The sequence below is a fragment of the Roseovarius sp. MBR-51 genome, assembly GCF_053628575.1.
The window spans coordinates 1-11026 of the sequence record NZ_JBRJGQ010000040.1; the positions used below are offsets into that span (position 1 = coordinate 1).

The 11026-nt window shown below is 61.6% G+C and carries 12 protein-coding genes; 10 read left to right on the forward strand and 2 right to left on the reverse strand.

Going from position 1 to position 11026, the window contains the following annotated elements; genetic code table 11:
• A partial coding sequence (locus tag ACSSVY_RS22090) for a zincin-like metallopeptidase domain-containing protein (protein ID WP_454272140.1) occupies positions 1 to 392 on the forward strand: 392 nt, incomplete at its 5' end.
• 134 nt (positions 393 to 526) lie between these two features.
• On the opposite strand, the gene ACSSVY_RS22095 is transcribed toward ACSSVY_RS22090, so the two are convergent.
• Positions 527 to 1573 (reverse strand): CNNM domain-containing protein, encoded by a 1047-nt coding sequence (locus tag ACSSVY_RS22095; RefSeq protein ID WP_454272142.1) that lies wholly within the window; start codon positions 1571 to 1573, stop codon positions 527 to 529.
• Between the two features lie 241 nt (positions 1574 to 1814).
• Between ACSSVY_RS22095 and ACSSVY_RS22100 the strand changes: the two genes are divergently transcribed.
• The 8 genes from ACSSVY_RS22100 to ACSSVY_RS22135 all read left to right on the forward strand — a co-directional run bounded on the left by ACSSVY_RS22100 (position 1815) and on the right by ACSSVY_RS22135 (position 7683).
• Positions 1815 to 2204, forward strand: a complete 390-nt coding sequence (locus tag ACSSVY_RS22100) for a DUF3768 domain-containing protein (RefSeq protein ID WP_454272144.1) — start codon at positions 1815 to 1817, stop codon at positions 2202 to 2204.
• 153 nt (positions 2205 to 2357) lie between these two features.
• Positions 2358 to 4340, forward strand: coding sequence for a ParB/RepB/Spo0J family partition protein (locus tag ACSSVY_RS22105; RefSeq protein WP_454272146.1), 1983 nt, complete (start codon positions 2358 to 2360; stop codon positions 4338 to 4340).
• Positions 4341 to 4414: 74 nt separating this feature from the next.
• Complete coding sequence (locus ACSSVY_RS22110; RefSeq protein ID WP_454272148.1) at positions 4415 to 5008, forward strand: regulator; 594 nt, start codon at positions 4415 to 4417, stop codon at positions 5006 to 5008.
• Between the two features lie 103 nt (positions 5009 to 5111).
• Positions 5112 to 5768, forward strand: a complete 657-nt coding sequence (locus tag ACSSVY_RS22115; RefSeq protein WP_454272150.1) for a DUF6927 domain-containing protein — start codon at positions 5112 to 5114, stop codon at positions 5766 to 5768.
• A 93-nt stretch (positions 5769 to 5861) separates the two neighbouring features.
• Positions 5862 to 6104, forward strand: coding sequence for a type II toxin-antitoxin system prevent-host-death family antitoxin (locus tag ACSSVY_RS22120; protein WP_454272152.1), 243 nt, complete (start codon positions 5862 to 5864; stop codon positions 6102 to 6104).
• Complete coding sequence (locus ACSSVY_RS22125) at positions 6094 to 6513, forward strand: hypothetical protein (RefSeq protein ID WP_454272154.1); 420 nt, start codon at positions 6094 to 6096, stop codon at positions 6511 to 6513. Before ACSSVY_RS22120 ends, ACSSVY_RS22125 begins: the two co-directional genes overlap by 11 nt.
• A gap of 328 nt (positions 6514 to 6841) precedes the next feature.
• Positions 6842 to 7168, forward strand: a complete 327-nt coding sequence (locus ACSSVY_RS22130; RefSeq protein ID WP_454272156.1) for a type II toxin-antitoxin system PrlF family antitoxin — start codon at positions 6842 to 6844, stop codon at positions 7166 to 7168.
• Positions 7165 to 7683, forward strand: coding sequence for a type II toxin-antitoxin system YhaV family toxin (locus ACSSVY_RS22135; protein ID WP_454272158.1), 519 nt, complete (start codon positions 7165 to 7167; stop codon positions 7681 to 7683). Before ACSSVY_RS22130 ends, ACSSVY_RS22135 begins: the two co-directional genes overlap by 4 nt.
• Positions 7684 to 7984: 301 nt before the next feature.
• On the opposite strand, the gene ACSSVY_RS22140 is transcribed toward ACSSVY_RS22135, so the two are convergent.
• A complete protein-coding gene (locus tag ACSSVY_RS22140) occupies positions 7985 to 8557 on the reverse strand; it encodes a transposase (protein WP_454272160.1) in 573 nt (190 codons plus the stop codon).
• Here ACSSVY_RS22140 and ACSSVY_RS22145 point away from each other — a divergent pair.
• On the forward strand, positions 8556 to 10940 hold the full coding sequence (locus ACSSVY_RS22145) for a strawberry notch-like NTP hydrolase domain-containing protein (RefSeq protein WP_454272162.1): 2385 nt from the start codon (positions 8556 to 8558) through the stop codon (positions 10938 to 10940). The genes ACSSVY_RS22140 and ACSSVY_RS22145 overlap by 2 nt on opposite strands.
• Positions 10941 to 11026: the final 86 nt, after the last annotated feature.

Consider the following 11026-nt stretch of genomic DNA (forward strand, 5'->3'; position numbering starts at 1 on the left):
AAAAACCGCAGGAAACAAGACTTCGCCTGAACAAGCGCGGCATAATCCGAAGCGCGGCATTATGGGCCTTATGCCGACATCGGCATAAGGCCCATGCCACGAAAGCCCCCCATCGACTGAACCGTGATTTCGGTCTCTCGAAATTCGGCAATACCTCCTACGCGCGTGAGGAGATCGTCGCGGAATTGACCTCGGTGTTTCTGGGTCAGACGCTCGGCTTCACGGCGCATACGCTCGAGATGAATGCCGCCTACCTGCACAACTGGTTGCGCGTCCTTCGCTCCGACAAGGGCGCGATCTTCCGGCACGCCGCGGACGCGCAGCGCGCCTGCGATTACCTGATTGCCCGATCCGAGGCGGGCAGGGCAGGGCGCAGCGCCGAGGCCGCTTGAGGGGGCGCATTGCTGCGCCGCGGAAAATGGCAGCTTTGAGCCCAGAGTTGCAAATGCTGCACTGTGGATGAACGGCGGCAATGCACAGCAAAGCGCGTCACCGTTCGGCCTGATACGGGTCATCTTGTCGCGTGTCACTTGGCTGGTGTCTTGCGACCATCCCGCCGGCCGATAGCGTGTGACCTTGCGACCTTTCGAAGATCCTTGACCTCATCGTTCTCATCGACAATTTCGGCTCCAAGCAGGGTTTCTATGACGTCTTCCATGGTCACAAGGCCGGCGGTTCCACCATATTCATCTTCGACCAGCGCGATATGCGCCTCATTCTCCATGAGCAGATCGAACAGCGTATCGAGGTCTGTCTTTTCCGAAAGGCGTTGAATGTCGCGTGTGAAGTCCGAGATGGTCTTTTCCTTGCCATCGCGCAAGCCGGCCAGAAAAAGCTCGCGCGTCAGCACGAAGCCTTTGACGTCGTCAATGTTCTCTCCGATGACAATATAGCGGGATACCGGAAACGTGTCTCTGGGCCCGACAAATGCACTGACTGTTTGATCAGCGCAAAGATGATGGATGACCGTGCGCGGCGTCATGATTTCATTGGCGGATATCTCCGAAAGACGAAACAGGTTGGTCACAACGCGCGTTTCATCTTCCTCGACCACTCCGAGACGCTGGCCTGCGGTTGTCAAAGCCGTGATCTCTTCACGCGACACCTCTGACTGACGCTTACCGCCTGTTAGAAGCCGTGTTATCGCCTGGCTCATCCAGACCAAAGGCAACTGAATGATGATCAGCCAGGGCAGCACACGAACCGCGAAAGGCGCAAGACCACGCCAATAGGTGGCGCCGAGCGTCTTGGGAATGATCTCGGACAGGACGAGGATGCCAAACGTCAACACGGCAGAGAAGATGCCCACGCCGGTATCATCAAACACGACGGCGGCCTGCGCGCCTGCCCCCGTGGCGCCGACAGTATGTGCAATCGTATTGAGCGACAGGATCGCAGCCAGAGGACGTTCGATATCCGCCCGCAACATCCTGAGTTTCGTGGCAAGTCGCGCCTGTTCTTCCTCGGCGGCTTCGACAAAAGATGGCGTGATCGACAACAGGACCGCTTCGAGGATCGAGCAAAGAAACGACACCCCGATTGCCAGCAGCACAAAGATAATGAGCAAGGTCATGACGGTGTCTTTCGTTTTTTAGGTTCGACACTCAATCAACTGTAGCGTGCTGAACAAAGTTCCATGGACCGCATATGGCTGAGAGCGGCCGTTGAGAAGAAGGTTCTCAATGCCAACTTTGCCCGCACAGCGGACTTCGGAAGTCGTGCGGTACGTGTTGGTTCTGTCTGGGTCTCTCCGCCAATCGGAAAAGAAAAAGCGGGCTTTGGGAAGGGTGTTTCAACTTCTCAAAGGGATCCCCATGTCCATGACCGTTCAACCCCAGCCAGACCGGCCGGATCCGACCGTGATCGCCGCGCAGAACGACGCGTTTCGCAAGCTCGCCTGCCTTGGGGTGCCGCCCGCGCAGCCCATCCAGGGCCGAATGCATGTCACCCGCTCGCTCATGGAAGCCGGCGATTGCTTCATGGCTGAGGCGGTGAAGGCCGCCGGTGAGTTTGCCACATTCGAGCCCGAGAACGACCCGGAGGGATGGCACGATTTCGGGGCGGTCGAGATCCGCGGCGAGACCGTGTTCTGGAAAATCGATCTCTATGAGGCAGACTCAGATTTCCGCTACGGGGCCGAGACCCCGGACAATCCCGCCACCACCATGCGCGTGCTGACCATCATGCTGGCGCGCGACTGGTAGGGCAGGGGACACCCCCTCCTGACACCCCCGGCGATGAAGGCCCACTGACCCCTCAAAGGGAAAGTGGGCCTTTTGTCGTCGTGATCCCTGAAACCGGGGATTGGTCACTCGCGTGAGCGCGGGCCGCATCTCAGCCACCGAGAAGGACATCTCATGACCACAAGCTTTGCCCCTCTAACCGTCGCCATCGGCGATCTGGTCCCGCATCCCGCCAATGTGCGCAGCAACTCTCCAGAAACCTATGACCCCGAGAACATCGCGCATCTGAAGGCCAGCATCGCTGTGCTGGGCCTCCTGCAGCCGCTCCTGGTCCAGAAGCTTGACGGCAAATACGCTGTCCTCGCTGGTGGCCGACGTCATGCCGCGCTGAAGGAGCTGGTCGCAGACAAGGCCGCCAAGGGGTTCACTGCGAAAACCAAGGTCGACTGCCGCCTTGTGCCGGAGGAGTGTGACGCGACCACGGCGCTGTCGCTCGCCGAGAACATCACCCAGGCACCGATGAACGCAATCGACGAGTTCGAGGCTTTCGCCCGGATGATGGAGGTCGACGGCCAGACGCCCGAGGCCATCGCGAAGACCTTCGGCACCACCGTCGGCGCCGTCAAAGGCCGGTTGCGCTATGGGCTTATCCACCCCGACATCCGCGCCGCGGCTCGGGCCAAGGTGATCACGCTCGACACGATGAAAGCCTTCGCCGAGCACCCGAGCCAGCAGGCGCAGCGCGAGGTCTTCGAGGCGCTCACGAAAGACGGCGGCTATCTGCAGGCCTATACCGTGCGTCAGGCGCTCAAGTCCCGCGGCGTGCAGGTCAGCGACGATATCGGGGCTTTCGTGCGCGCGGACTATGAGGCGCGTGGCGGGGCCGTCGCGGCTGATCTTCTGGAAGAGCATTCCGTACTCGAGGATGCAGCACTGGTCGAGACCATCCTGCTCGAGAAGCTCGGTGCCGCCGCCGAAGAGGCCCGTATGAGGCTGGGCTTTGCCTGGGCCGATGCGATGGTGCGGTATGATTACGCGACCATGGCCGACTATGGCCGCGTTTATCCTGGCCCGATCGAGCCCGATGAGGCTGCTCAAAGGCGCATCGATGAGATCACCGCCGAGCTTGAGAAACTGCAGCTCGAGATGGAGGATGAGGGGTTCGAGGACGGTGCCTACAACGCCCTTTACGACCGCGTTGACGCCTTGGAAGAGGAAGCCCGCGACCTGCAGGAGGCCTACAGCGCCGAGGACCTCGCGCGGTCTGGGGTAATCGCGTCGTGGCAGGGTGGGCAGATCACGCTCCATGTTGGCCTCGTCCGGCCGGAAGACACCGTCAAAGAGGAGGGCTCGCGCGGCTCCTCGGCCAACCAGACGGGGGAGGAGGCCCCGGACGCCGGCGAAATCACCTATCCGGCCTCATTGGCCGAGGACCTCAAGACCGAGCGGGCCATGGCGCTCGGGGCTGCGATGGCGCTGCATTCCGAAGCCACGCTCGATCTGACGCTCTTCAAGCTTGTCAGCGACGTCCTGGGTACCGGAATGAGCGTTACGCAGGCGATCAAGATCGATGTCCGCAAGGAATACCGCAACCACGCCAAGATGGACGAGATCGACGAGACCTCGCTCGAGCAGGTGGCGGCGGCGCATGATGCGCTGGACCTCTCCTGGCTCGATGACACCCGCGCGCCCGCCGATCAGTTCGCGGCGTTTCGCGCGCTGGAGGCAGGGGAGAAGGCCAAGCTCGTGGCTTATGCGACGGCGAGCACGACGCAGTCCTGCTTCGCGCGGGACCGGCAGCGCGACAGCCTGATGTATGCGTTCGAGATCGAGATCATGCCCGACATTCGCGCGCATTGGACGCCGAACGCGGCGCTGTTCAATCGCTTCAAGAAGGCCTGGCTGCTGAAGATCCTTGGCGAGGATCTGGGCCTCGCCCAGGAGGCGGTGACGCTGGCCTCGTCCAGCAAGAAGGAGATTGTCGCCTTCTGCGACAAGCTCTTCGCCGAGCCTTTCGCCACACTCACGGACGCGCAGCGCGCAGCCGTGGCCGCCTGGTGCCCGCCGATGATGCAGACCGCCGGTGTCGCCTGTGATGAGACGGCGCCGATCGCAGTAACCCCGAAGCCTGACAGCGACATCGCGCAAGCGGCCTGAGCCCTCACGCGACCCGCGCGAGGCATTCCCCGCGCGGGTCGACCCTTTCCCACACCGAACAGAAAGACATCCCCATGGCTATTCTCAAGTTCTCCGCCTCCGCCGTTGCAGCGCAAATCGCTCATGCGCGCGGCTGCAAAACCTTTCTGCCCAACTGGAACGGGCCCGTGGACAGGCCCGCCCTGATCCTGATCGTCGGCAATGGTGTGCATCTGCGCTCGAACGGCATCGATGGCACGACCACTCGTATCGTCACCACCGAACAGGCCGATCCCTCCTTCGCCTTCGCCGACGGCATGAACCCGTTTCGGGACACCGACTGGATGGCGCAGCGCCGCATGGCGTTTCGCGATCTGACCGGCCAGTTCTACACCGACATCCTCGATGATGTGCAGGTGCTCATCGACCGGGGGCGGGGGGCGATCCGGCTTGCCACTGATGGTCACAGCATCCGGGTCTTCGTGCGCCGGGCCTCGGACTATCTCATCGGCGGAACCTACGAGGTGCCCTCGGGCCTCGGCGGCACTTTCCGGGTCATCCTCAAGGATGCCTGCGACACCTTCGCGATCGTGCAGAACTGCGGCAATTGCGAGGATTTCGACGCCATGCAGCCCTACCGCGTGCCGCTCGATGCGCTGATGGAAATCGATGACCGGAGGGTGGCTTGACCCGCCCTTTCTCAAACAAGCATCGCCAAAACCCTGCCGGGCCTGCGGTCCTCTCAGGACATTGGCGACAACAATTTTCCCCAACGAAAGAAAGGACTCTGAAATGGGTTGGCTCTTCTACACCGATCGCCGCGTCCAGACCTACGCGGATGAGAAAGCGGAGATCACACGGCTCTGCACCTGTCATGGCGACAGGCGCAAGACGGAACTGGTCCAAGCCTGCAAGGTGGGTTCGACTTGGTACGCGGCGGCAAAGGTCACAAGTATCGATGGCTCGCCGGTCGAGGACACGACCTATGTGACCGATGCGGATGGCTCAATCACTTTCGGGGCTGTCTTCCTCACCGCCTACGACAATGGGTGCTGGGGCTACAAGGACATGGAGGAAAGCGCTGGCCCGAACGAGTCGCGCGCTCCCCTTGGGTTGATCGAGCTCCTCTCCGACCTGAAAGACCCGGACAGCTACGCCCAGGACTGGCGCCAGCGCTGCCGGGATTGGGCGTCGATTCCAGACTACCAGGAAGGCGACAAATTCAGGCTCGCCGCGCCCGTGACTCTTACCGATGGCAGTACATGCCAGATCGTCACCGCGACGCACTACAGGCGGGGACGGCAAAAGCGGCGCTGCTACCGCATCGAGGAAACCGGCGGGCTCGTACGCCTATCGAAGGCCTCGCTTGCCGGCTCGGAGCTGCTCAGCTCCGCGAAAGGTGCTGCCAGCCCGGTGCTGGCGGAGTTCCTGGCGGGGCGCGTTGAATAGCGCGGCTTTCATAAGCTCGGCGAAGTCGCTCTTGCAGAATATTAAGAAATTCCGTATATTCTTGCTAAGTCAGAAAGTTGGTGGAGCGCAAAGATGAAACAGTTCACGGCGGGTGACCTGACCCGCAACACAGGTGATCTCTTCGAGGCTGCAACAGTTGCCCCGGTTGCGATCACCAAACATCGCAAGCCGCGCTTCGTGGTCATGTCGATGGAACGGTTCGAGGCTCTTACTTCGGGGCGCGGCTCGCAGGTCGCGGTGGATGTTGCCGATATGCCGGAGGAGCTCGGCAAGCTCCTCGACAAAGGCTTGGAGGACCATTTCCGTGGCCGCTGACATTCCGGCTGCGGGTCAGGTCTTCGACTATCACTACCTCTGGAAATGGCAGGCAGATCGCGGTGAGACGGAAGGTCGAAAGAAGCGGCCTAGTTGTGTCGTGATCGTTGTCACGAACGCGGCCGGGCAACATGTCATGTTCATCGCGCCAATCACCAGCAAAGCGCCTGACTTAGGTCGGGTCGCCCTGCAGATACCAGAAACCGAAGCGCGGCGGGCGAAACTGGAGACCCATTTGCCGCTTTGGGTGATCCTAGACGAGCTGAACGTTGATGTTCTTGAAACGTCCTACACCCTTGAAGATCGCTCGGCCCGCGGATCGTTCAGCCCGGCCTTCACTGACGCGATTCTGCGCGGTGTACAGCGCCTCCGAGTGGCAGGCCGACTAGGCTTGTCCAACCGCTCCTAGTCGCAGGACAGATTGTACGATCTTGGTGTGCTCTCGCGGTCGTGCGAGCCGCCAAACTTTTTTCTGAACACCACCTGATTGGCTGACATGCCTGCCTCGCTCCCCAACAGGGGAAAGCAGGCTTCTTGTCCTTTGGAACTCTGACCCTGACCCAAAGGGCGAGGCCAGCCTTGTGCTGGCAAAATTCCTGGCGGGGCGAGAATAGGTGTTGCGCCGGACGGTTGATCGATCTGCCCGGCGAGAGCAGATCCTGCGGCTTGCCTTGACATGGCAATGCAAACGCATTACCTAATAAGAGCGGTAAAACCCCTTTTTTCCGGAGACTGCCATGACAGCGCTCGTACAAGATGTCTCGAAGCTCACGGATCGGTATCAGACGACCGTGCCGGCGGGTGTGCGCAAGCAGCTCAAGCTGGGCAAGGGCGACCGGATTCGCTACTGCACCGAACCGAGTGGCAGGGTCTATATCGAGCCCGTGCGCAGCGACGAGGATGATCCTGCGCTTGGCGCCTTTCTCGATTTTGTCGAGGCCGATATCAAGGCGCATCCAGACCGCATTCGGGCCTTCGGTGGGGCTTTGCATGACCGTCTTGCAACACTGGTCGGAGATGTTGACGTCGATCTCGATGCGCCGCTCTCGCTCGAGGATGAATGACCGGCGATAGCGTGCCCTCCCAAGCGCCACTCGTCGTAAACGGATGGTCGATTTATGCGCATCCGCTCTTTCTGGACCAGCTCGAAGGGCTGACCCTGGAGGTTGAGGCGCGTAAGGCACGCGATCCCAAGTGCTGGCGCAAGAAAAATTCCACGAAACGGCTGGCCGCCATCTTCAAGCTGGTTACCGAGGTCATACCGGCAGATCCGGGTGCCGCCGCCTTCCGGCAAGGCGGCACACTCGGCGATAGCCGCAAGCACTGGTTCCGGGCGAAATTCTTCCAGCAGTATCGGTTGTTCTACCGGTTCAACAGCGATGCGAAGGTCATCGTGGTGGCATGGGTGAATGACGACAAGACTCTGCGCGCCTACGGTAGCAAGACGGATGCCTATGCGACGTTCAAAGGGATGCTGGACAATGGCAATCCACCTGACACTTTCGACGCACTCCTGAAAGAAGCTGCGGCGGCGCACGAGCGGTTCGAAAAGTCCCTTGAAGCGGCGCTTGAGCGGTAACTGGGTTCGAATGCCGGAGGCTTCAGAATTCTACGCTCTCATGAGCGTTTTCAGGTATTCTGACACGATTAATCTACCCCGCTGACACGGGTTGGTCAAAGATGTAGCCTGTGCAGGCGCTAGAGACGGTGGCCGAACCGGTGATTATCATGCTCTCATCCGCGGATCGGTTACCGCCTGACCAAATTCGATACGGGTTACCTCTCTCTAAGAGCGGATATTTTTCCCAACGTAGTCCGAGGATTTCCCTATCAATGACCGCCATCTCCAGCGTACTGCACAGGCTGTATGAGCTGCCGCATTACGCGGACAATGGCGTCTTGCGTGCGATGTCCCAGATGAAGCCGGCGAGTTCGCGCGCAATGGCTGCGAGCACGCGCGGCTGAGGTTTTCCAGTGTTCGACAGATGACGGAACCGCTTACAAAGCCGCGTCTGTGCCTTCCAGCCGATGTCCTTGATCTCCTGCGTCAGATGCGCTGAACGCTTGAGGAACGGCTGCCCCTCCTTGGGTGGGTGGCGATAGGACCATCCCGCTTCGACAAGCATCGTACGGGCTAGGGCGTTCCCGGTCTTTGTCAGGCGCCCGCGCTGCGTTGTGTTCCCGCTGGAATGCTCGCTTGGCACCAACCCGAGCCAGGCCATAAGCTGGCGCGGGTTTTCAAAACGGGTGATGTCGCCAATTTCCGCGACCACCGTCGCCGCGATGATTGTATTCACGCCGCGCAACGCGCGCAGCGCGTCGACTACGGGAGAGAAACGCCAGTCTTGAACGGCTTCATTGATTGCCTGATCCAGCGTCGCGACACGCGTCTCCGCCTGATCGACAGCGCGCTTCAACCAACCCCTGCGCAGCTCGGCGCTCGCGCGCATCATGCGCGAGACGTTTCATGGCAGTGATGCCGGCGGCGCCTGGGACTGGCGGATGGCCTATGACCTGATGCAGGCCGCGGCCATCCAGGTTGTGCTGCGTGGGGACGGCGCAGCAGGTGACATCGCCGCTGCAAAGCTGCTTGCCTCACGGCTGCTGACGGAAACCCGCCGGTCGGAACAGCAGATCCGGCTGCAGCAGTTTTCTACGCCGTTGCCTTTCGCGGCGTTGACGGTGCGGGCCGCAGCGATCGGCAAAGGCGAGACCGTGCTGGAGCCCTCGGCGGGCACCGGTGCCCTGGCTGCTTTCGCCGCCCGGGCCGGTGCCACGCTTTTGCTCAACGAGATCGACCCCTTTCGTCAGCGCCTCCTGCGCGCGCTCTTCGGCGGAGAGGTCACAGGCCATGACGGCGAGCATATCGATGATCTGCTGCAGACGCCGGTTCTACCTGACGTCGTGGTGATGAACCCGCCCTTCGCCTCATCGGTCGATCGCTCCCGAGACAAGCACATCGCCGCCAAACATCTCATCGCGGCTGCCAAGCGCCTAGCACCGGGCGGGCGGCTGGTGGCGATCATGCCGCCAGGATTCACGCCCGAACGCGATGCCGCGCATTGGGCACGCGCCTGCAGCCTCCTCACGCCGCGCCTGGCCCTCACGATGCCAGGGCAGGTCTACCGCAAGCTCGGCACCTCTGTCGAAACCCAGCTCATTGTCTTCGACAAGGTGCAGGACGCCGGCGAGATGATCCGCGCCATTGTGTGCGATCTGGATGACGCCCTTCCTTTTGTCGACGCCGTGGCCGCAATCCGGCCCGAGATGCGCCCCACCCAACGGGCAGAAGCGATCCCTCATGCTCGGCCGACAGCTCCATCATCTGCCCGGCGCAAGACCGCCGCTGCGCCTGTCGCGGCCTCCAAATCTCGGGCCAATGCCGTTGTCCCGCTAACTTTCACGAGCCTAGAGACCCCGCGCGACAACACGCCCGTCTCGGACATCTATGCGCGTTACCGCCCGCAGCGGATCGAGATCGCGGGTGCGCAGGAACATCCCACGCCGCTCGTTGAAAGCATCGCCATGGCCTCTGTCGCGCCACCTGTGCCCTCAGGTGTCGCCAGTTCGGAATTGCGCCTGCCTGCCCGGTTGATTGAGGGGGGACATCTCTCCGAGGCGCAGCTCGAGACCATCATCATGGCCCATGATGCCCATGGGCGTGATCTGCCGGGGCGGATGCGCCTAGATGACGACCAGACCAGGCTGACGCGCGCAGATGATGACCCAAGCGCACAAGCCTATCGCCTTGGGTATTTCCTCGGCGACGGCACCGGCTGCGGCAAGGGCCGCGAATGCGCGGGGCTCATTCTCGTGAACTGGCTTGCGGGGCGCAAAAAGGCGATCTGGGTCTCCAAATCCGCCACGCTTATCGAGGACGCGATCCGCGACTGGACCGATCTCGGCGGCTCGCCAGCCGACATCCAGCCGCTCTCCAAGTGGAAACCGGACCAGCCCATCCCGATGGGCGACGGGATCCTCTTCGTGACCTACGCCACGCTGCGCTCGGCGGGCAAATGTGGCACCACGCGACTGAGCCAGATCGTTGAGTGGATGGGCGAAGACTTCGACTGCGTGCTGGCTTTTGATGAAGCCCATGCCATGCAGAACGCGGCAGGGTCCGAGCAGGGCAGGGGGGTCAAGCCCTCCCAGCAGGGCCTTGCGGGCCTGCGGCTGCAACTGGCAGCACCCCGTGCCCGCGTCTTCTACATCTCGGCCACGGGTGCCACGAGCGTGCACAACCTCGCCTATGCCGCGCGTCTCGGTCTCTGGGGACAAGGCCCCGAATACCCCTTCCCAAGTCGCGAGAGTTTCGTCTCGGCCATGGAGGCGGGCGGCGTTGCTGCCATGGAGGTGGTCGCGCGCGATCTCAAGACGCTCGGGCTCTACGCGGCCCGTGCCCTCAGCTTCGATGGCGTGGAATATGACGTGCTGGAACACGCGCTCACCCCGGCCCAGATCGAGATCTACGACGCATACAGTCAAGCGTTCCGCACGATCCACCACAATCTCGAGGCAGCACTGACTGCAACCGGCGTCAACGATGCCTCGGGGGAGACCAATCCCTCGGCCGCACGCGCGTCGGCCAAGTCGCGCTTCGAGAGCACGAAACAGCGTTTCTTCAACCATCTCCTGATGGGCATGAAAGCCCCGACCATCATCCGCGCCATCGAGGACGACCTGGCGGCGGGCTGCGCTTGCGTCATCCAGGTGGTCTCGACAGGCGAAAGCCTATTAAAGCGGCGACTTGAGACGATGGATCCGGAAGATGATCTCGTCGAGGGGGCCTTGACGCCGCGCGACTATGTTTTATCCGGAACTCCGGATAAGACATAATATGCCGCGTCACCGTTATGCGGAGTTCGGGATTTCAACCTGTTGTTCTGATGATTCATTTTCGGGTTTCCACTTTGGATAATCAT

Bases quoted from the DNA above. Each gene is read 5' to 3' on its own strand.
- ACSSVY_RS22145 (WP_454272162.1), top strand. From the start codon at position 8,556: ATGCGCGAGACGTTTCATGGCAGTGATGCCGGCGGCGCCTGGGACTGG.
- ACSSVY_RS22100 (WP_454272144.1), top strand. From the start codon at position 1,815: ATGTCCATGACCGTTCAACCCCAGCCAGACCGGCCGGATCCGACCGTG.
- ACSSVY_RS22115 (WP_454272150.1), top strand. From the start codon at position 5,112: ATGGGTTGGCTCTTCTACACCGATCGCCGCGTCCAGACCTACGCGGAT.
- ACSSVY_RS22135 (WP_454272158.1), top strand. From the start codon at position 7,165: ATGACCGGCGATAGCGTGCCCTCCCAAGCGCCACTCGTCGTAAACGGA.
- ACSSVY_RS22105 (WP_454272146.1), top strand. From the start codon at position 2,358: ATGACCACAAGCTTTGCCCCTCTAACCGTCGCCATCGGCGATCTGGTC.
- ACSSVY_RS22095 (WP_454272142.1), bottom strand. From the start codon at position 1,573: ATGACCTTGCTCATTATCTTTGTGCTGCTGGCAATCGGGGTGTCGTTT.
- ACSSVY_RS22140 (WP_454272160.1), bottom strand. From the start codon at position 8,557: ATGATGCGCGCGAGCGCCGAGCTGCGCAGGGGTTGGTTGAAGCGCGCT.
- ACSSVY_RS22110 (WP_454272148.1), top strand. From the start codon at position 4,415: ATGGCTATTCTCAAGTTCTCCGCCTCCGCCGTTGCAGCGCAAATCGCT.
- ACSSVY_RS22120 (WP_454272152.1), top strand. From the start codon at position 5,862: ATGAAACAGTTCACGGCGGGTGACCTGACCCGCAACACAGGTGATCTC.
- ACSSVY_RS22130 (WP_454272156.1), top strand. From the start codon at position 6,842: ATGACAGCGCTCGTACAAGATGTCTCGAAGCTCACGGATCGGTATCAG.